The organism is Streptomyces fagopyri (assembly GCF_009498275.1).
GTDB classification, from domain to species: Bacteria; Actinomycetota; Actinomycetes; order Streptomycetales; family Streptomycetaceae; genus Streptomyces; species Streptomyces fagopyri.
On the sequence record NZ_CP045643.1, the window covers coordinates 1,641,870 to 1,661,416 of the forward strand.

The 19,547-nt window shown below is 70.2% G+C and carries 16 protein-coding genes; 8 read left to right on the forward strand and 8 right to left on the reverse strand.

What is annotated here, in order from left to right; genetic code table 11:
• The first annotated feature begins 414 nt into the window (after positions 1 to 414).
• The 5 genes from GFH48_RS06995 to GFH48_RS07015 all read left to right on the forward strand — a co-directional run bounded on the left by GFH48_RS06995 (position 415) and on the right by GFH48_RS07015 (position 6,255).
• Positions 415 to 2,088 (forward strand): NAD-dependent malic enzyme, encoded by a 1,674-nt coding sequence (locus tag GFH48_RS06995; protein WP_153287422.1) that lies wholly within the window; start codon positions 415 to 417, stop codon positions 2,086 to 2,088.
• A complete protein-coding gene (gene fumC / locus GFH48_RS07000; protein WP_228120429.1) occupies positions 2,052 to 3,545 on the forward strand; it encodes a class II fumarate hydratase in 1,494 nt (497 codons plus the stop codon). Before GFH48_RS06995 ends, fumC begins: the two co-directional genes overlap by 37 nt.
• Before the next feature lie 171 nt (positions 3,546 to 3,716).
• On the forward strand, positions 3,717 to 4,187 hold the full coding sequence (locus GFH48_RS07005; RefSeq protein WP_153287423.1) for a MarR family winged helix-turn-helix transcriptional regulator: 471 nt from the start codon (positions 3,717 to 3,719) through the stop codon (positions 4,185 to 4,187).
• Positions 4,184 to 5,662: an MFS transporter gene (locus GFH48_RS07010; protein WP_153287424.1), complete on the forward strand. Its 1,479-nt coding sequence runs from the start codon at positions 4,184 to 4,186 to the stop codon at positions 5,660 to 5,662. Before GFH48_RS07005 ends, GFH48_RS07010 begins: the two co-directional genes overlap by 4 nt.
• Positions 5,659 to 6,255, forward strand: a complete 597-nt coding sequence (locus GFH48_RS07015) for a cysteine hydrolase family protein (RefSeq protein ID WP_153287425.1) — start codon at positions 5,659 to 5,661, stop codon at positions 6,253 to 6,255. Before GFH48_RS07010 ends, GFH48_RS07015 begins: the two co-directional genes overlap by 4 nt.
• Positions 6,256 to 6,325: 70 nt before the next feature.
• Here GFH48_RS07015 and GFH48_RS07020 read toward each other — a convergent pair whose 3' ends face one another.
• The 3 genes from GFH48_RS07020 to GFH48_RS07030 form a co-directional block, all read right to left on the reverse strand.
• Positions 6,326 to 6,811, reverse strand: coding sequence for a hypothetical protein (locus GFH48_RS07020; protein WP_153287426.1), 486 nt, complete (start codon positions 6,809 to 6,811; stop codon positions 6,326 to 6,328).
• Between the two features lie 420 nt (positions 6,812 to 7,231).
• The gene (locus tag GFH48_RS07025; RefSeq protein ID WP_407698617.1) at positions 7,232 to 7,618 is read right to left on the reverse strand and encodes a lamin tail domain-containing protein; all 387 of its coding nucleotides are present in this window, start codon (positions 7,616 to 7,618) and stop codon (positions 7,232 to 7,234) included.
• A 778-nt stretch (positions 7,619 to 8,396) separates the two neighbouring features.
• Positions 8,397 to 9,539: a PP2C family protein-serine/threonine phosphatase gene (locus GFH48_RS07030; RefSeq protein ID WP_153287428.1), complete on the reverse strand. Its 1,143-nt coding sequence runs from the start codon at positions 9,537 to 9,539 to the stop codon at positions 8,397 to 8,399.
• Positions 9,540 to 9,829: 290 nt separating this feature from the next.
• Between GFH48_RS07030 and GFH48_RS07035 the strand changes: the two genes are divergently transcribed.
• Positions 9,830 to 10,783: a polyphosphate kinase 2 family protein gene (locus tag GFH48_RS07035; protein ID WP_153287429.1), complete on the forward strand. Its 954-nt coding sequence runs from the start codon at positions 9,830 to 9,832 to the stop codon at positions 10,781 to 10,783.
• Positions 10,784 to 10,920: 137 nt separating this feature from the next.
• Positions 10,921 to 13,650 carry a cation-translocating P-type ATPase gene (locus GFH48_RS07040; RefSeq protein WP_153287430.1) on the forward strand — a complete coding sequence of 910 codons (2,730 nt, stop codon included), beginning with the start codon at positions 10,921 to 10,923 and terminating at the stop codon, positions 13,648 to 13,650.
• Positions 13,651 to 13,738: 88 nt separating this feature from the next.
• On the opposite strand, the gene GFH48_RS07045 is transcribed toward GFH48_RS07040, so the two are convergent.
• From GFH48_RS07045 to GFH48_RS07055, 3 genes are all read right to left on the reverse strand, one after another.
• Positions 13,739 to 14,563 carry a hypothetical protein gene (locus GFH48_RS07045; protein ID WP_153287431.1) on the reverse strand — a complete coding sequence of 275 codons (825 nt, stop codon included), beginning with the start codon at positions 14,561 to 14,563 and terminating at the stop codon, positions 13,739 to 13,741.
• Positions 14,564 to 14,942: 379 nt separating this feature from the next.
• A complete protein-coding gene (locus GFH48_RS07050) occupies positions 14,943 to 15,302 on the reverse strand; it encodes an ANTAR domain-containing protein (protein ID WP_228120431.1) in 360 nt (119 codons plus the stop codon).
• 750 nt (positions 15,303 to 16,052) lie between these two features.
• Complete coding sequence (locus GFH48_RS07055; RefSeq protein WP_153287432.1) at positions 16,053 to 16,406, reverse strand: PRC-barrel domain-containing protein; 354 nt, start codon at positions 16,404 to 16,406, stop codon at positions 16,053 to 16,055.
• Between the two features lie 298 nt (positions 16,407 to 16,704).
• Between GFH48_RS07055 and GFH48_RS07060 the strand changes: the two genes are divergently transcribed.
• A complete protein-coding gene (locus GFH48_RS07060; RefSeq protein WP_153287433.1) occupies positions 16,705 to 17,076 on the forward strand; it encodes a PRC-barrel domain containing protein in 372 nt (123 codons plus the stop codon).
• 37 nt (positions 17,077 to 17,113) lie between these two features.
• Here the strand turns inward: GFH48_RS07060 and GFH48_RS07065 are convergent, their stop codons facing one another.
• Positions 17,114 to 17,497, reverse strand: coding sequence for a hypothetical protein (locus GFH48_RS07065; protein ID WP_153287434.1), 384 nt, complete (start codon positions 17,495 to 17,497; stop codon positions 17,114 to 17,116).
• Between the two features lie 454 nt (positions 17,498 to 17,951).
• The gene (locus GFH48_RS07070; protein WP_153287435.1) at positions 17,952 to 19,541 is read right to left on the reverse strand and encodes a glycosyltransferase family 39 protein; all 1,590 of its coding nucleotides are present in this window, start codon (positions 19,539 to 19,541) and stop codon (positions 17,952 to 17,954) included.
• Positions 19,542 to 19,547: the final 6 nt, after the last annotated feature.

The following is a 19,547-nucleotide window of genomic DNA, read 5'->3' on the forward strand; positions in this document are numbered from 1 at the left end:
GAGCCGTTCCACGCCGGTACGGGAACCGGCACGGATCACGTATCCGCAGGTCAGCCGCCGTGCGCGACGGCTCGGCCCCGCCGCGGGATACCCGCGTCGCAGATGTCGTGAACGGTGGCCGGGCGTAGCCTGAAGTCATGAGCGAGGCCCTGGACGCGCCGCTCATCGCCCTCCGCACGTGACGTGCGACGGGTCGTGAGGTGTGCGCCGAGAGCGTGCCGCCCGCGCGAGCGCGACGTCCGGTGTGACCGTGAGGTCCGGCGTGACCGCGCGCCCGACACGACCGCGACGTACGGCATCGGCCGCGACGTACGGCATCGGCACGGCACGCTCGACGCGAGCGCGACACGTTCGGCGTGACCCGGGCGTTCGGCCTCCGACGGTTCGTGAACCAGCCATGGCTAGGGGAATGGGATGAGCACCACGCATGCGGTCCGGACGCCGGCGACACCGGGCGTCCTTCAGGACCCGATGAGCAATCACGGTGTCGCGTTCAGCGCGTCCGAACGGGACGAGTACGGGCTGACCGGCCGACTGCCCTCCAACGTACTGACGTTGGGACAGCAGGCCCAGCGGGCGTACCGGCAACTACAGGGCCAGCGCGACGACTTGGCCAAGTATGTGTTCCTGGAACAGTTGCACGACCGCAACGAGACCCTCTACTACCGGGTGCTCGCCGACCACCTCGCCGAACTGCTCCCGGTCGTCTACGACCCGACCGTCGGTGACGCCATCGAGCAGTACTCCGAGGAGTTCCGCAGCCCGCGGGGCATCTTCCTGTCGATCGACGCGCCGGACGACATCGAGGCGGCTTTCGGCACCCTGGGGCTCAGGTCCGAGGACGTCGAACTGCTGGTGTGCACGGACGCCGAGGAGATCCTGGGCATCGGCGACTGGGGCGTGGGCGGCATCGAGATCGCGATCGGCAAGCTCGCCATCTACACGGCGGCCGCGGGGATCGACCCGCGCCGGGTGATCCCGGTGTCACTGGATGTCGGAACCGACAACGAGGTCCTGCTCAACGACCCGCTGTACCTGGGCAACCGGCACGCGCGGGTCCGCGGCGCCGCGTACGACGCGTTCATCGAGAAGTACCTGGCGACCGCGTCCACGATGTTCCCGAACGCGCTGCTGCACTTCGAGGACTTCGGACCGGGCAACGCCCGCCGGATCCTGGAGACCTACGGTCACCGGTACCGCGTCTTCAACGACGATCTGCAGGGAACCGGGGCGATCACCCTGGCCTCCGTGCTGTCGGCGGTGAAGGTGACCGGCGTGCCGATGCGGAGCCAGAAGCTCGTGGTGTTCGGCGCCGGAACCGCGGGCGTGGGCATCGCCGACCAGATCCACGCGGCGATGGTGCGCGACGGCGCCACGGCGGAGGAGGCCACCTCCCGGATCTGGCTGGTGGACAAACAGGGGCTGTTGACCAGTGACATGACCGACCTCCGCGACTTCCAGAAGCCCTATGCCCGCAGGCCCGAGGACGTCGGCGGATGGGGCGGTGGAGGAGCGATCTCGCTGCTGGACACGGTCGGCCACGCGGCTCCGACCATCCTGCTGGGGACCTCGACCGCGCACGGCGCGTTCACCGAGGAGATCGTCAGGACCATGGCGCGGGGGGTCGAGCGGCCGATCATCCTGCCGATCTCCAACCCCACCTCGAAGATCGAGGCCGAGCCGCAGGACGTCATCGCGTGGACGGACGGCAGGGCGCTGGTCGCGACCGGGCTGCCGTTCGGACCGATGCGGTACGAGGGCGTGAACTACCACTTCGGCCAGGCCAACAACGCGCTCGTGTACCCCGGGCTGGGGCTGGGCACCATCGTGTCCGGCGCCGGCACGGTGACTCCGGGCATGCTGATCGCGGCCGCCGAGGCGGTCGCCGGCCAGGTGGACGTGAGCGCCCCGGGCGCTTCGCTGCTGCCCGAGGTCGAGAACCTGCGGGCCTCCACCGCCACCACCGCTGTCGCCGTGGTGCGTGCCGCCCAGGCGGAAGGCGTCGCCACCGCGAAGATCGACAACGTGGTGCAGGCGGTTCAGGACGCCATGTGGCAGCCGACGTACTCCGACGGCGGCGCGGCGTGACCGGCGCGGACGGGGAACCCGTGCCGACGGTGCTGGACCTGCCGATCGGCCTGTCGGCGGCCGGGACACGGCAGGAGACCGACTCCATGGGCACCGTCGACGTACCCGCGGACCGGTACTGGGGTGCGCAGACCCAGCGGTCGCTGATCCATTTCTCGATCGGTGACGACCGCATGCCCAAGGCGGTCTACCACGCGTACGGCCACGTCAAGAAGGCCGCCGCGATCGTCAACGGACGCGCCGGGCGCCTGCCGGGCTGGATGGCGGACCTGATCGAGCGGGTCAGCGACGAGGTGATCAGCGGGGCGCTGGACGAGAACTTCCCGCTCTACGTCTGGCAGACCGGCTCGGGCACGCAGTCCAACATGAACACCAACGAGGTGATCGGCAACCGTGCCGTCCAGCTGACCGGCGGCCGGCTGGGGAGCAAGACCCCGGTGCACCCCAACGACCATGTGAACATGGGGCAGTCCTCCAACGACACCTTCCCCACCGCGATGCACATCGCCGCCGTCAAGGAGGTCCACGAACACCTGCTGCCGGCGGTGCAGGCACTGCACCGCTCCATCGAGGCCAAGGCCGAGCGATGGCAGGACGTGGTGAAGATCGGCCGTACCCATCTGGAGGACGCGGTCCCGCTGACCGTCGGGCAGGAGTGGTCGGGCTACGCCCACCAGCTCAAGCAGGCCATGGCCGTGGCGACCGCGTCCACCCAGGGTCTGTTCGAACTCGCCGCCGGCGGAACGGCGGTGGGCACCGGCCTGAACGCGCCGGAGGGCTTCGCCGAAGAGATCGCTCACGAGATCGCGGAGGCGACCGGGTACCCGTTCGTCACCGCGCCGAACAAGTTCGCCGCGCAGGGCGGCCTGGACGCCATGGTCAACGCGTCGGCGGGCCTGCGGGCCCTGGCGGTGCCCCTGATGAAGATCGCGAACGACATCCGGTGGCTGGCCTCCGGGCCCCGCTGCGGGCTGGGCGAACTGGTTCTTCCGGCCAACGAGCCCGGAAGCTCGATCATGCCCGGCAAGGTCAACCCGACCCAGTGCGAGGCCATGGTGATGGTCTGCATCCAGGTCCTGTCGGAGGACTCCGCGATCGCCTTCGCCGGTTCCCAGGGCAACTTCGAGCTCAACGCGATGCGCCCGGTGATCATCAACAACTTCCTGCACGCGGCCACGATCCTCGCCGACGCCTGCCAGAAGCTGCGCGAGTACTGCGTCGAGGGCGCCGAACTCCACGGTGAGCAGATCACCGGCTACGTCGACCGTTCCCTGATGCTGGTCACCGCCCTGTCACCGGAGATCGGCTACGACAAGGCCTCCGCGATCGCCCACAAGGCCGACGACGAGGGCACGACCCTGCGCGAAGCCGCCGTGGCCAGTGGCTATGTCAGCGCGGCCGAATTCGACCGCATCGTCGATCCGGCGGCCATGGTCGGACCGTCCGGGCGCCCCTGACCACGCCCGCCGGTCACGGACGCGTGCTCCCCGGTCGGGGCGAGCGCCAACGACTGGAGAGTCGCCTCCTGGGGGTCAGGGGTCACCGGACGCGGGTCACCACGCGCCCGCACGCGCCTAAATTAGACAAGTAACTTGGCAAAGTAGCTTGTCGAGTTTTAGGCTGGCGCCATGACCTCGAAGTCCGGACCGCAGGAATCCGCCGTGAACGCGCAGCGCCTCAACGACGCGATGAAGCGGCTGCGCGCTCGCCTGCGCGTGGAGTCGGGACAGCACGCGACCGGCCTGACCGCCACGCAGCTGGCCGTGCTGTTGAGCGTGGTGCGGGAGGGCCCGGTCACCGCGGCCCGGCTCGCCTCGCTCGAACACGTCAGCGCGCAGTCCATCGCGCAGAGCCTGGCGGTCCTCAAGGCCGCCGGCCTCATTCACGGCACCCCTGATCCGCGGGACGGCCGCAAGAAGCTGATGACCGCCACCCCGTCGGCGACCGAACTGGTCGACAAGCTGCTCACGGGACGCGCCTCCTTCCTGGCGCGGGCCATCGAACAGGTCGTCCCCCTGGAGGAGCGCGAGGACGTGGCGAAGGCCATCGGCCTGCTGGAACGTCTCGCGGCGGCCGACCTGAGCGACGGCGGCGCATGAGGGCCTCGCCCGCCGAGACCCGCACCGCGTCGCCCGGCCTCCCGGACAAGCCGTTCGCACGGACGTTCACAGCGCCGCTGTACGTCGGCGCCGCCCTCAATCCGATCAACAGCTCCGTCATCGCGACCGCCCTGGTGCCCATGGCGACCGATCTGCACGTCCCGGTGGGCAGTACCGCCGTACTGGTCTCCTCCCTGTACCTGGCCAGCGCCGTCGCGCAGCCCACCGCGGGCAGACTGGCCGAAGTGCTCGGGCCGCGCCGGATCTTCCTGTCCGGCATCGTGCTGGTGCTGCTCGGCGGCCTGGTCGGCGGTCTCGGCCGGAACCTGGCGACACTGACCGTGGCCCGCGTACTGATCGGCATCGGCACCTCGGCCGCCTTCCCCTGCGCCATGGTGCTGATCCGGCGCCGCGCCCAGGAGGCCGGAGCGGACGCCCCGCCGGGCGCCGTGCTCGGGGGCATCGCGATCGCGGGCATGGCCACCGTCGCCGTCGGTCCGCCGATCGGCGGACTGCTGGTGGGCTCCGCGGGCTGGCGCTGGGCGTTCCTGATCAACATCCCGGTCACCGCGATCGCGATGCTGATGGCCGTGCGAGGGCTGCCCAAGGACCCCGCGCCCGGCCGCGGGAACACCGGCTTTCGCGAGGTCGCCGCCCGGATCGATCTGCCCGGCATCCTCGGCTTCGCCGTGTCGATGAGCGCACTGGTCGTCTTCGTGACGGGCCTTCCCGGCGTCCGATGGGCCGCGCTCGCCGTCCTCGTCCTGACCGGCGCGCCCACGGTCGTGTGGGAGCTGCGGAAGACGGCGCCGTTCTTCGACTTCCGCGGCCTCGCCGCCAACGGCGCCCTCGCCCGTACCTACCTGCGGCAGGCGCTCACCCTGCTCGGCGTCTACTCCGTGATGTACGGGATGACCCAGTGGATGGAGGCCGCGCACGGCATCTCCACCGTGGAGTCGGGCCTGTTGCTCCTGCCGATGGGCGCCGTCTCCGCGCTGCTCGCGCGCCCGCTCGCCCGCCGCAACCTGGTGCGCGGTCCGCTGATCGTCTCCGCGGCGACCATGCTGCTCGGCTCCGCCGGCGTCGTACTGCTCACCTCGCGCAGTCCGGCGATCGCGATCGTGCTGGTCTCCCTCGTCTTCGGCGTCACGTCCGCGACCACCACGGTCGGGAACCAGACCGCGCTCTACCTCGCGGCGCCGCCCGAACAGATCGGCACCGCTTCCGGGCTGTTCCGGACCTTCGGATACCTCGGGACCATCACCTCCGCCGTGATCGGCGGCATCGTCTTCCGGGACGGGGCGAGCGACCACGGTCTGCACAGCCTCGGCCTCGTCCTGGTCGCGGCAGGTCTGGCGGTCCTCCTGCTGACCGTCCTCGACCGTCGCCTGATGTACCGCACCACAGCCCGACGTCCGGACACCTCCGGCCACGTCGGCGACTCTGAGAACCCCACTGAGGAGCACCCCGCGTGAGCACCACCACCCTGCACACCATCGTCCCCGGGCGGACCGCCCTGCTGGCGATGGACTTCCAGAACGGGATCGTCCCCCTCGCCCCCGACTCCGACGCGCTCGTCGAGCGGGTCAGGGGTGCCATCGCCGACGTCCGCGCCGCGGGCGGGACCATCGGTTACGTCCGCGTGGCCTTCACCGAGGACGACTGGACACGGGTTCCCGAGACCAACAAGGCGTTCACGGCCGTCGCCGCGGCGAAGATGCTGCACCACGAGGACTCCGCGACCCGGATCGACGAGCGGCTCACGCCGCAGGACGGTGACATCGTCGTCCGCAAGATCCGCTTCGGCTCGGGCTCGACGACCGATCTCCACCAGCAGTTGAGCGACCGCGGTATCGACACCCTGGTCCTCACCGGGATCAGCACCAGCGGCGTCGTCCTGTCCACGCTCATCGACGCCGCCGACCGCGACTACCGCGTCGTCGTGCTGGCGGACGGCGTCGCCGACCCGGATCCCGAGACCCATCGGGTGCTGCTCGACAACGTGTTCCCGACCCGGGCCCACATCCTCGACGTCGCCGGGCTGCGCGAGCTGCTGCGGTCCGCCTGACGCACTCCGCCCGCCGGCCGGTCGTCGCACCGGCGGGCGGAAGCCGGGGCCGACGGCGCGGTCGCGGCCCTCAGTTCCACAGGGGGTAGGCGACGCTCTGACCGTATCCGGCGGGCCTGCTGTCGGTGTAGACGAGCCTCAGCCGGGTGTACTGGGCGGCCTGGGGGTCCTTCTTCCACGTCTGCGGGCGGTCGAGGCGCACGGTCACGGGATATTTGCGGAAGGTCCCCGCCGCGCAGTACGGCTTGCAGTCGTTGACCACGTTGACGCCCGTGGCCACCGCGGAACCGGCGTCCCAGCGCGACCACCGCAGCGAGGTGAGACGGCTGTTGCCGTCACCGCAGGCGAGCACGAACGCGCCGGGCTCCACCTGAGGGCGCCCGAAGCAGTCGACGATGACGGGCTGCGTCGGCACCGCGGGCCGCGTCGACTCCTGCGCGATGGTGTGCGCGGACCGCGGCGACGCCACCGGAGCGGCGTCCGCCGTTCCCATGACCGTGGCCAGCGACACCGCGGCACAGAACGTGACGGCCGCCCTGACGGTGAGTTTTCGCATGTCCGCTCCCGCCGTGTTCTCCTTGGACTCACTGGCCCCCGCGTCCGGAACGGCCCGCCCGCCGGGCCCCGCCTGCACGGCGGACGACGACCGGCTGCCGTCCCACACGGAGGATGCCTCCTCCCACGACGCTACGACCCCACCGGGAGATCCACCACTCGCACGGACCACCACCACGCGCACGAGCCACAACCGCGGTCCACGGGTGCCGCACCCACTCGCGTCGAGCGGGGAAGGGACCTCTGCCGCCTGGGTGGAGTTGTCTTCGGACCCGCGGCTGATCGGCTTCGCGGAACGGGAGTTGAGCGCCGCGCTGTGGACGCGTCCCGGAACACGCCGGCGGCGCGCCGGGGCCGGGTGGGCCGGTGGCGCGCCGTCGGGTGGGGTGGGGGTGTGCGGGTCACCCGGTCAGGGATGGGGTCAGCGGTGACCGCCGCCGTGGCCGCCGCCGTGACCGCCGCCGTGGCCGCCGCCGTGGTGGCCGCCCCAGGTGACGGTGTCGACGAGGCGACGGTGGTCGTTGCGCAGGGTCGCGGTGTCCGCGCGCTTGTCCCACACCGAGGAACGACGGTCCTGGTACAGGTCACGGAAGGTGTCACGGCCGACACCGGTGTGGACCCGGACCGTGGCACGGCCACCCAGACGGTAGTGACGGAACGTGTACGTACGCCCGTCACGGTCCGAAAGCGTCCAACGGTCCAGATCCACCGCACGACGAGTGGTGTTGGTGATGTCCACCCACTCCTCGTTCAAATCGGAACGGCGGTGACGGTCCGGGGAGTCGTAGTGCACGTGCGTGATCTGCACCGCCGCACGAGGACGGGGAGCGTGATCGGCCGCGGAAGCCGGCAGCGCCGACGCCCCCGTCACCGCCGCGACGGACAACGCGGCAGCCGCGAAACGACGGACAGACACAGATGCGGACATGAAGTCCCCCTACATGATGCCGGCACCCCCACCCCCCACGACCTGGACAAGCAAGCCGCACGGAACAAGGCTGCGTGTGCGAGTGATACGGCCGGCCCCTGACGGACCGACACCCACACCATGCCCCCACCACCACCCGATACAGGCGAAACCCGGAGCCACGTTACGGACCATCCATATCGCCGTAACACTCACATGTAACGTCCATTCAAACCATGAACCCACAAAGTTGACGCCCCCACCCACCCACACCCCCCACCCACACCGACCCCCACCCCCAAACCGCCACCACACGCCACCCCACCCCACCCCCACCCATCACCCGAAAGTGGATCACGGCCACCGCATGCCACCGTTCCGTACCGCGGCGACAGCCACGCGCGGGAGTGCTCCTCGACGCGGCTCCCCGTGACTCACCGGTCGGCGTCCGCGCGTACGGCGGGATGACGGGGAGTCGGTTCCCAGGAACCGGACCGCGCCGAGAGGCACACCGGCGGAGCGGCGCTCGCCGTCGCGGATCCGCGCGGCGGCCGTGAAGGGGCCGCCGGACGGGCGCCGTTGCCGTCACCCCACGGTCATCCGGCGATTCCCGCAGCGCGTCCACGCGTGCCTCAGCCCAAGCCGGTCGCCTTCCGCGCGGTCCGGCCCGCGGGCTCGCTCACCGTGCCGTAGTGGCCCTTGGACGGCGGCCGTCGCGGGTCGGCGCGTGGTGGATCGCGACGAGGGCGGCATCGTCGCCGAGGTGTCCGCCCGCGTGGACGAGCAGGTCGCGCCTGACACGGTGGAGAAGGGCCTCGGGACGGCTGTCGGACCACTGCGCGACGCGCTGGGCGAAGGGGTAGAAGTCGCCGGCGGAATTGCGGGCTTCGACGACGCCGTCGGTGTACAGGAGGAGGGTGTCGCCCGACGTGAACGGCGCCTCGTCGACGGTGTAGTCGTCGGGGGTCGCCTCACCCGTACCGATGCCGAACGGCGGCGCCGGGTGCAGGTCCGGCACGATGACGGTGTTCCGCGGCCTGAGCAGGAGAGGGGCCGGGTGGCCGCAGCTGGTCATCCGGACGACGCCCTCCCGGTCGGGGATCTCCACGAGCAGCGCGGTGATGAAGCTCTCGCCGGTCTCGCTGTCGGGAGTCAGGTCGGCCAGGTGGCGGCTGACGCTGCGGTCCAGGGAAGCGGCCAGGGCCGGCAGGGTGGTGTGCAGGTGGACGGCCTCGCGGAAGGCCCCGAGCAGCAGAGCGGCCTCGCCGATGGCGTTCAGCCCCTTGCCCCGTACGTCACCGATCATCAGGCGGGCTCCGTCGTCGTCGCGGATCGCCGCGTACAGGTCACCGCCGATCTGGGCCTCCTCCTCGGCGGCCAGGTACAGCGACGCCGTCCTCAGTGGACCGATCCGGTCCGGGAGCGGCCACAGCAGTACCCGCTGCGCGGCCTCGGACACCGACCGCACCTGCTCCAGCTGCCGGCCCTTCCGCTCACGCAGCAGGCTGAAGAACACGGTCAGGCAGGTGAGCAGGGCGAGGGACACCAGCTGCACCGCGTTGTTCCTGGTGAATTCCTCACCCGCGCCGATGAGTGCCTGGGCGGCCACGGCCAGGGCGCCCGTCAGAGCGGTCAGCCGGGGACCCGCGAAGGAGCAGGTGACCGCGGGTGCGATGACGAGCAGGGGCCCCAGGTGGATGTCCTGGGGAGCCAGCAGGTCCGCGACGCTGATCACCACGATGAGTCCCAGCGGTATCACGAGCAGTGCATACCGTCGCTGCCACAACGGCCGCGGTCCGGGACGAGGGAGCCCGTGGGTCATGTAATCCACCATGCACCCGGCCGCGACGCCCCACGAGCTCCGGCGGCGGGTGGCTCCGGTCAAGAACCTCCGCACGCGGGCGGCGGACCCCGGGGAACGGGGTCTCCGTCGGCGGTCGCGACGGTGGGGGCGACAGCGGAGGGCGACGGCGGAGGGCGACGGCGGAAAGCGACGTCCCGACCGGTCGCCGGGACTTGCTCCAGGGGGCGATCTTGTCCCTTCGACCCGAGAATGAGCGTGTCGCGAGAGGGAGGCGTCGCCCGGTCCCGACACCGCGGAGAGGATGGGTCATGCCGGACAGGAGAGCCGAACGCATCGCGGATCTCATCGAGCCGCTGCGGGTGCCCCCGGGGTCGAAGGTCAGGCTGGGCAGGGACTTCGACCCGCGCTTCAAGGCCGGTCTGAAGAAGCGGGACGGAGTCGGACTGCTGCGGACCGGGGTGGATCTGCTGGCCGAGTACCAGGGACGACTGGCCGCCCAGGACTCCTACGGCGTGCTGCTGTGCCTCCAGGCGCTCGATGCCGGGGGCAAGGACGGAACGATCCGTCATGTGATGAGCGGCGTCAATCCTCAGGGTGTGCGCGTCAGCAGCTTCAAGGTGCCCTCCGCCGAGGAACTGGACCACGACTACCTGTGGCGTTACGCCCGGCGGCTCCCCGAACGCGGTGAGATCGCCATCTTCAACCGCTCGCACTACGAGGAGGTCCTCGTCGTACGTGTGCACCCGGAGATCCTCACGCGGCAGAGGCTGCCCGACGGACCGGGCGTGTGGGAGCGGCGGTACCGGGAGATCAACGACTGGGAGCGGTATCTGACGGACAACGGGTTCAAGGTGGTGAAGATCTTCCTGAACCTGTCGAAGGAGGAGCAGCGCACCCGCTTCATGAAGCGTCTCGACCTGCCGGAGAAGAACTGGAAGTTCTCCGCCGCCGATGTCCGGGAGCGGCAGTACTGGGACGACTACCAGCACGCGTTCTCCGAGATGCTGTCGGCCACGAGTACGAAGTGGGCGCCCTGGTACGTGGTGCCGGCGGACCGGAAGTGGTTCGCGCGGATCTGTACGGCGGCGGTCCTCGTGCACACCCTGATGGACATCGACCCCCGGTACCCGGAGGTGGGGGACGCGGCGCGGAAGGAACTGCTCGCGGCCAAGCGGAAGCTGGAGCGGGAGGCTCCCCCGGGTCTGCCGCCCGATCCGTACGCCGCACGGCATGCGTCGGCGCCGAAGGACAAGCGCCGTTAGGGCGTGTCGCGAACGTCGCGCCGTCCGTCCGGAGGCCGTGCCGGGCGTCGTGAGGCAGGCGGGAGTTCCACGGCACGCCCTGGGCCCGCAGACCGGCGGACGGTGCGGGACGACGGGCCAGGAACGGAGGCAGGGCGATGACGGTGCATCCGGATTCCGTGGGGGAGGACGGCCGGGCCGCGCGGGACCGCTGCTGGTACGCGTGTTCCCCCGAGGAGGTCGTGACGGCCCTCGGTGTCGATCCGGCGGTCGGGTTCAGCGCGGCGCGGGCCGCCGAACTCCGCACCGCGTACGGCCCCAACGCACTGCCTGAGGAGGAACGGGTCCCGGTCTGGCGCCGGTTCCTCGCCCAGTACCGCAGCAACATGCAGATCGTCCTGGTGGTCGCCGGGGCGGTCTCGCTGTGCATCAGGGAGTGGACCACCGCGGTCCTGCTCCTCGTGCTGACCGTGCTGAACGCCGTCGTGGGCCTGCGTCAGGAGGGCAAGGCCGAGAGCGCGATGAACGCGCTCACATCGATGATGCGCGCCACGGCCCGGGTCCGCAGGGACGGTTCGGAGGCCGAGATCCCCGCCGAGCAACTCGTTGTCGGCGACATCGTGCTCGTCTCCGCCGGGGACCAGGTGCCGGCGGACGGACGCATCATCGAGGCCAGCGCCCTGCAGATCGACGAGTCGGCACTCACCGGCGAGAGTGTGCCCGCCGCGAAGGACGCCGGCACACTGCCGGGCGGGCGGCAGTTGCCGCCGGGCGACCGGACCAACACGTCGTTCATGAACACCCCGGTCACTCATGGCAGCGGTGTGCTGGTGGTGACCGCCATCGGCGCGGACACCGAGCTGGGCAAGATCTCCGGAATGCTGTCCGCCACCGAGAGGGAGGTACCGCCGCTCGCCAGGGAACTGGACCGTCTGACGCTGTGGATCACGGCGGCGGCGGGGCTCACCATGGTCGTGATGTTCGCCCTGGGGCGCGGCCGGGACCAGGCCTGGGACCTGCTGTTCGTCAGTGCGGTCTCCCTGGCCGTCGCCGCCATTCCGGAGGCGTTGCCGACGGTGACGCAGGCGATCCTCTCCGTCGGAAGCCTCAACCTGGCGAAACGGAACGCCATCGTGAAGGACTTGCCGTCGGTCGAGACCCTCGCGTTCACCTCGGCGATCAACTCGGACAAGACCGGCACCCTCACGATGAACCAGATGACCGCCGTCGAGGTGCTCAGTCCCACCGACAAGTACACCGTCTCCGGCACGGGCTACGGACTGGCGGGGAAGGTCCATCATGCCGCGGGGTCCGCCGCGGGCATCGAGGAGGCCATCCTGCCGTTCGTCGTGGCCAGCGACGCGAAGCTGGTCGACGGGGAGGTGGTGGGCGATCCCACCGAGGGCGCGCTGCTGGTGCTGGCCCACAAGGCGGGTCTGGACACGGACGCCACCAGGGACGGTCTCCCCCGTGTCGCGACCCTGCCGTTCGACCCGGGCTACAAGCTCATGGCCACCTTCCATTCGGCCGTCGGCGCCTCCGGCCTGCCGGTCGTGCGCTGTTTCGTCAAAGGCGCCGCACCGGCGGTCATGGCACGGGCCACCACCGCGCTCGCGGCAGGCGGGACCGTCCCCTGGGACGCCGAACTGCTGGGCCGCGCCGAGGCGGAGACCGAGCGGATGGGCGGCGAGGGCCGCCGGGTGATGGCCGCGGCCACCCGGGACCTCGATCCGGCGGGCTTCGATCCCGACGGCGATCTGCTCGCGTACGTCACCGAGTTGCGGATGACCGCTCTCGTCGCCATGGTCGATCCGCCCCGCAAGGAGTCGAAAGCCGCCGTGGCGGACGCCCGGGCGGCACACATCCGGGTCCGCCTGGTGACGGGCGACGACGTGACCACCGGGGCGGCGATCGCCCGCCAGATCGGCATCCCCGGCGAGGCGGTGCTCGGCGCGGACTTCGCCGCCATGAGCGAGCGGGAACGGCTGGCCCGCATCGACGCCATCGGCGTGGTGGGGCGGGTCGCCCCGGAGCACAAGGTGCTGCTCGCCGACACGCTCAAGAAGAGGGGCGACGTCGTGGCGATGACCGGGGACGGCGTCAACGACGCGCCCGCCATCAAGGCCGCGGACATCGGCATCGCGATGGGCAGCGGCACGGACGTGGCGAAGACCGCCGGCCGCATGATCCTCTCCGACGACAACTTCGCCACCATCGTCTACGCCGTGGAACAGGGCCGGACGATCTACGACAACCTCACCAAGTACATCCGGTTCGTCCTGCTCCTGCTGGTCACCTTCGTCCTGACGTTTCTCGGCGCCACGGTCCTGGACATCGCGGCGGGTGAGCCCTTCACCCCGCCGCAGGTGCTGTGGATCCACTTCGTGGTCAACGCCTCCTTCGGCTTCGCACTGGGCTTCGACCGGGAGAACCCGGGGCTCATGCGCCGCAGGCCGCGTCCGCGCGGGGAGTCGGTACTCACCCGGCCCGTGCTCGTCACGGTCGGGCTCGGCGGGCTGGCCATCACCTGTGGTCTGCTCGGGCTGATCAAGCTCGGCCAGGCCCGCTTCGGCAGTGTCGAGACAGGCCGGTCGGTCGCGTTCACCGCTTTCGCGCTCTGTCTCGTCGTGGCCGCGTTCGAGTGCCGCAGCGAGACCGAATCCGTCCTGACGCCGTCCACGTTCGACAGCAGGCAGATGAACTGGGTGGCCCTGGCCCAGCTGGTGCTCTCGGTGCTGGTGACCCAACTCGACGGATTCCGCCGCATCCTGGGGACGACCTCGATCGACGCCGGTCAGTTCGGGTGGGCGCTGCTGACCGCTGTCGCGCTCTTGCTGGTGTGGGAACTCGGCAAGCTGCTGACCCGCAGGTACAGAGGCACCGGGTGAGGCCGGCGCAGGCCCCGACTCTCTCCGTTCTCCCGTCTCCCGTCTCCGGTCTCCTGACGGGGACGCCCGGAGTGGCCGGTCCCGCTGGTCAGTGGTCCGAGTCCCTGGTCCGACGAGGGGAGACCTGCTCCCTGGCTGTGCGCCATCGCGACCGGGTCTGCTCGACCACGCTGTCCCATTGCCGCCGTACCTCGTGGTCGGACGGACGGTGGCCCTGACGAATGCGGCCGAGTTCGTCGCGTACCTCTCGTCCGAGTGCCGCCGACGCGACGGTGACGAGCATGACCGCGAAGATGGCCGAGATCATCGCGAAGACGGCACCGACCACTCCGTAGCGGGAGGCGTAGGAGTTGAACAGACGCGGCAGGTAGATCCTCGCGCCGGCCGAACAGGCCGCCGTCAGGACGGCCGCGGTGATGCCGAAGGGAAGCAGGTCCGGAGGGTCGATCCGCTTCGCCGACAGGATCCAGCCGCTCCACACGAGGAACGCGGCGGTCACCAGTGCCTGTCCCACCGCGGCCGCCAGGCGGGTCCCGCCCCCGCCATCGACCGCGGAGAGCAGTCCGTTGACCACCGCGTAGCCACCGAGGGTGAGGATCCACCACAGGCCCTTGCGCGTGGTGCGCACGCCGAGGGGCTTCAGTTCCCACGCCTGTTCGAAGAGTCGCTGCGAGGCGCGCGCGAAGCTCAGGACGGAAATCGTCAGGAACACCACTCCGAAGACGCCCACGCTCACACCCGCGCCTTCGGCGGGGGAGAAGAGGGAGTCGACCGCGGTGGCGCCGGCCCCGGTGAGCCCGTAGCGCTTGATGATGCGCTCCGCGGCGTCGTAGTGGACGAAGTTGCTCAGGACGGCGCCCACGAGGAGGGAGAGCGGGACCAATGTCGTCAGCGCGCTGGATGCCAGCGCCATCGAGCGGTCGAACCCGGCGATCTTCTGGAAGCGGTTGACGACCCGCAGGGCGAATGCGGGACGCAGCCAGAACGTCAGCGTCCTGACGAGGCGTTCGCGGTTGATCCTCGCCGCCCTGCCCTCCCCGAGAAGATCGGAACCTGTCGTGGCCGCGCGAGCCTAACGGACGGTCGTGGGGCGGACGGAGGGCGACACGCACGCCTCGCTCGAAGGGCCGTGAGCCACAACCCGTGAAGACCGTCACCTCCGGTGCGCCCGTCGGCGGAATCCCACCACGAGCCTCTTGCGCGTGCCTGTGTCCGGTCTGCTCCGAGACAGCGGACACGGCGGCCCTGAGGGGGTCGCGGTCCAAGGGCGGGCGGGGACGTCGGTGATCAGTTCACGGGCACCCGTGCTCGGGCGTGGCACCGGAGTCGCGCCGTCGTCTGCGCAGGGCGTCATCCAGTTCGTCACGGACCGGGGCGGGCATCGGGTGGCCCTGGGGCCAGCCGATGACGAGGTCGGCGACCTCCCGCACCGTGATGTCACTGTGCCGCGACACCTCGCGCAGGATCTCCCACCCGCTGCCGGCCGAGAGCCTGTGGAGAGCGATAAGGACGCCGATGGCCTGGTCGACGACCGCGTGGGAGTCGAGGGCCTGGTGGAGCCGCGCGTTCTCCGCTCTGAGACGCGCAACGGTCGCGGCCCGCTCACCCTCCGGCGGGCACGGCTGAGTTCGTCGTTCACGAGGCAGGGACACGGCACGTCCTACGGCGGTATCAGGGGCTTTTCACTACAGCTGCCCTGTCCGCACACGGTAAGACCACCTGATGCGCACCGGGATCCCCTGCGGGACGCCGTCAGGGGCGACGCTGACGGCCGACTCGACGGAGTGCGTCGAACAGGGTGCCGTTGCCGTGACCGGCGCCCGGACCACACCACGTCACTCCGCGGGCCCGCGAACAGCAGCTCCGTCGGCCTTCCACGGCACCCTCCTCGCAGGACCCCGCCATGGACGCGGGCCATCGGGGCGGCCACTCGGCGCCCGCCGCCGACAATCCCGGGAGCCGCCCGAGCGGCCTGTCGTGGCCGGCCGTGACGCCCAGCGCGGCGACACGCGGCTGGGCCAGGAAGGCTTCGCGTTCTTCGCGTGAGAGTGCCATGCGTCCGACTGCAGGTCCGGGTACCGACAGCGTCCTCGTGGGCGGACGGCCCGGTGGAGGTGCGGTGCGGCTACTCGGCCACTCCGGGTGTCGGCCTCTCGGCCACTCCGTCTTCTTCGCCTTCTTCGCCTTCTTCGCCTTCTTCGCTCAGCGGATGCCGAAGAGGGCGATGACCCGGGCCGGGGTGCGGAGGGTGTCGGAGGCGATGGGGGAACGTGCGACCAGCACATATCGGACCGATGAGGAAAGGCCGGGCCGGGTGGACAACCGTCCACCACGCGCGAGGGCGGGGGCGACAACCGTCCCGGTTGTCGCCCCCGCCCCGAAAACGTCGCGGCGCCGCCCCGTCAGAAGCCCTGCGGGCCGCCGTAATAGCCACCCAGCTGCCGGTGGTAGTCGGCGTCGCCCAGGTGCTTCTGCCTGTCGAACTCGGGAGCGTTCTTGATCTGCTCCTTGGTCTGGTCGACGTAGATCTTCTGGTCGTCCACGTCGACGCGGTTGACCGTGCCCGCCGGCAGAAGAACTTCCTTGCCGAAGATCCACGGGCCGGTGTCGACCACGAGGTAGGAGGAGTCGACCTCGTCCGAGTGCTTGTCGACCTTGCCGATGGAACCGTCCACGGCCTCGACCTTGTAACCCGTCAGGACGGCGCCTTCAAGACGGCCGGACGTCTCGCGGTATCCCCACACATTGTCAGACATGAAAAACCCCTTCATATTTCGACAACGATCCGAAATTCAACAGCCTTTGCGCTTCTGGATCTTCCGGACCCTCGAAAAGGCGAGTGCCCCCGGGACCGGTCCCCACACCCACCGAATCCGGCGGTCGGCCGCGACTCCGCCCGAGCCCTCCCCGATGAGATCGCGACCAGTCACTCTCCCGCGCGGTGCAGTTTGGGGTCGTGGCGGTCGGGCATCCGCAATGGGGGCGGTGGGCGAGCGGCGCGCATTCCGCCCTCCGCGGCCCTCTTCACCTGCCGACGAAGGGATGGAACTCGTCATGAGCGCGACGGTCTGGGAATACCCTGAGAATGCCGGATACACGGCCGGTACAAGCCTGGACGGCTTCAAGGTCGAAGCGACGGACGGGAGCGTCGGTAAGGTCGAGAAGCATTTCGAGGACGCCGAATTCATTGAAGGCACCGAAGCCGCGTACCTCGTGGTGAACACCAGTACATGGCTCTTCGGAAAACTGTGCCTGCTCCCCGCCGGAGTAATCCGGGGTATGGACACGGACGGCCAGAAGATCTACATCGGGCTCACGCGGGAACAGATCGAGGGCGCTCCCGGATTCAACGAGGACAAACACCTCCGCGACGCGGAGTACCACCGGATCATCGGCGCCTACTACGACCGCCACCTGCGGCGCTGAGGCCGGCCACCGCGTCCGGCCGTCAGGCGTCGAGCCGTCAGGCGTTCGTGAGCGTCACCTGCATGTCGATCTCCTGGTCTCCGGACACCGACCCGGCGATCTGTACGTCGAACGCAGAAGCGAGCGCCTCGCACATATGACCGACGGCCACCGGGCCACCCTGAAGGTCCACGAGAACGGTCCCGGCCAGGGAGACGTCCGGGGAGAGTACGGCGCCGTGCGGGACAGCGAAGGCCGCTGTCCAGGTGTCCACGCGGACCCCCGTGTCGTGATGCGGCTCGTCGTGTCCGCCTTCGGGCGTCAACCGCGCACCCAGGGTCCGGAGCACGGTGTCGGCGTCCTCGACGGAACAGGATCCCAGGACGACCTGTACCAGGTCGGGGGTGGCGGCCTGGCCGGCCGATGTCGATGTGTCGTTCACAGTGTCCTCGCTCTTCTTCCGGGCGGCGTCGAGCACGCTCCACGCGTGAGGCGCGTGGCCCCGGCCTCTCCGGCCGGGCGCAGGATCGGTCGGAGATGACGGCGCGGCCGAAGCCGGTCCGCTCCGCCGTGGCCATGCGCTCGACGAGGGTGGCGGGCCCGGCCCTCTCGGCCATCACCGCACAACCCATACGAACCATATATTCCGCATAGCCCATTTTCGCGCCCTGACACATCCGGGGCGGGCGGATGGGTTCGACGGCCGAAGCGGTGACGGGCGGGGCCGTGTCCGCGGTCGGCGTGAGCGTCGGCGTCAGGCCGCGCGGGCGGCTACCCGGTGTCGAGACCCGGCACCGGGACGCCGGCCGCGGGGGCGGCATGTCCGTGCCGTCCCACGTCACCCGTTCGGGACATGGGACGGCACGGATGACAACACCCGCCGACGTGCGGGGAGTTCACTTCGCCGGGACGTCTTCTCCTCGCAGGGTGACCGCGGTGAGGTGGTAGAAGCGCGGCCAGAGCTGCGGCCAGGGGTGCCGCGGGCCCCGGCACAGCCAAATGGCCTGCCCCCGGTTCAGGTTGGGCACGTGCAGGTGGTTGTCGACCGTACCGACCCTGCGGACGCTCTCGAAGAACCCGTCCAGGTACGGCTTGTCCGCGCCGACGTAGATGACGCTCGTCACGCTGTCCGCCGGGCGTCCGAAGTACCAGTAGCCCCGATGACCGCTGTACGCCGGGGGAAGGTGACGAGCGGGACCGTAGCGGTCCAGGGCGCTGGCCTGTTGGTAGCCGTCGGTGACGACAGCCGTGTTCTCGCGGGTGCTGCCGGGCAGGGAGCTGTAGATGCCGGCCACGGTGTCCGCCATCTCCGGCCACCCGACCATGTCCTTCGACAGGCCGTCCGGCATCCGCTTCAGCGCGGAGTCGGGATACATCGGAAGCATGACCGGTACGAGCGCGAGGGAGAGGAGGGAGACGGGAACGGCGATCCACTTCCACGGGCGACGGGACGTCTTCCCCGCGAAGTCGACCGCCGCTGCGGCCAGGGGAATGACCAGGTAACCGGCGAGGTAGTACGCGCGGCCGTCGGTGAGCGCGTAGGTGAGCGCGATGCCCAGAACGCTCCAGCCGAGGACGCGGTAGTCGCGGCGGGCCGACCGTCCGATCAGTTTCACCATGCCGTGCACGAGGAAGATCGATCCCGCGATGCCGCAGATGGACAGGACGGCGGCGATGAAACCGAAGCCGCCTGCTCCGGCGTCCTCGACCTCCTTGGCGATCACCTTGGTCATGTCGACCTGGGGCCAGCCGTGTTGTGCCTGCCACACGAGGCCGGGGACGGCCGCGGCGGCCACGATGCCCGCGCCGATCCAGAACTTGGGGCGCCGCACGATGCCCCTGGGCCCGAAGACCAGGGCGCAGAGGACGAAGACGACCCAGAAGCTCGCGCTGACGAACTTGACCTGCAGCTCCACGGCGGTGACGAGGGCGATCGCCAGGAACACGCGGTCGTCCCGCAGCCGGATCCACCGGATGAGCAGCCAGGCCGTGCAGGCGGCCAGGTTGATGTCGAGACCGCCGGTCGCGAGGACGTGGCCGGTCATCAGGGTGGCCGGAGTCACCGCGTAGACGACGGCGGCGAGGACCTGGGCGGTCCGTCGGCCGCCCAGCTCCCGTGCCGCGAGCGCCGACACCACCACTCCCCCGCCGGCGGCAAGAGCCGGCAGCAGACGCAGGGCCACCAGCGAACCGTTGGTGAGGTATTCGATTCCCTGGGCCAGCAGGGGCACGAGGGGTGGCTGGTCGACGTATCCCCAGGCGGGACGCTTTCCGGCGGCGATGAAGTACAACTCGTCGCTGAAGAAGCCGAATCTGTCGCTCACCAGCAGGAGAACGACGACGACGGTTCCGGCGACGGCGAGGACCGGCCTTCTCGCGAGGGGAGCGAGGGGGGACGGAACCTCATGACCGACCTGCCGGTCGTTCGCGGGAGGGTGAAGGACGTGGGGCGCCTTCTCGTTTCGCGGAATGGTCAGATCCACCATGCTCCT

Excerpts from the sequence above, each read along its gene's own strand:
- GFH48_RS06995 (WP_153287422.1), top strand. The coding sequence starts at position 415 with ATGAGCACCACGCATGCGGTCCGGACGCCGGCGACACCGGGCGTCCTT.
- GFH48_RS07005 (WP_153287423.1), top strand. The coding sequence starts at position 3,717 with ATGACCTCGAAGTCCGGACCGCAGGAATCCGCCGTGAACGCGCAGCGC.
- GFH48_RS07010 (WP_153287424.1), top strand. The coding sequence starts at position 4,184 with ATGAGGGCCTCGCCCGCCGAGACCCGCACCGCGTCGCCCGGCCTCCCG.
- GFH48_RS07020 (WP_153287426.1), bottom strand. The coding sequence starts at position 6,811 with ATGCGAAAACTCACCGTCAGGGCGGCCGTCACGTTCTGTGCCGCGGTG.
- GFH48_RS07030 (WP_153287428.1), bottom strand. The coding sequence starts at position 9,539 with ATGACCCACGGGCTCCCTCGTCCCGGACCGCGGCCGTTGTGGCAGCGA.
- GFH48_RS07035 (WP_153287429.1), top strand. The coding sequence starts at position 9,830 with ATGCCGGACAGGAGAGCCGAACGCATCGCGGATCTCATCGAGCCGCTG.
- GFH48_RS07040 (WP_153287430.1), top strand. The coding sequence starts at position 10,921 with ATGACGGTGCATCCGGATTCCGTGGGGGAGGACGGCCGGGCCGCGCGG.
- GFH48_RS07045 (WP_153287431.1), bottom strand. The coding sequence starts at position 14,563 with ATGGCGCTGGCATCCAGCGCGCTGACGACATTGGTCCCGCTCTCCCTC.
- GFH48_RS07055 (WP_153287432.1), bottom strand. The coding sequence starts at position 16,406 with ATGTCTGACAATGTGTGGGGATACCGCGAGACGTCCGGCCGTCTTGAA.
- GFH48_RS07060 (WP_153287433.1), top strand. The coding sequence starts at position 16,705 with ATGAGCGCGACGGTCTGGGAATACCCTGAGAATGCCGGATACACGGCC.
- GFH48_RS07070 (WP_153287435.1), bottom strand. The coding sequence starts at position 19,541 with ATGGTGGATCTGACCATTCCGCGAAACGAGAAGGCGCCCCACGTCCTT.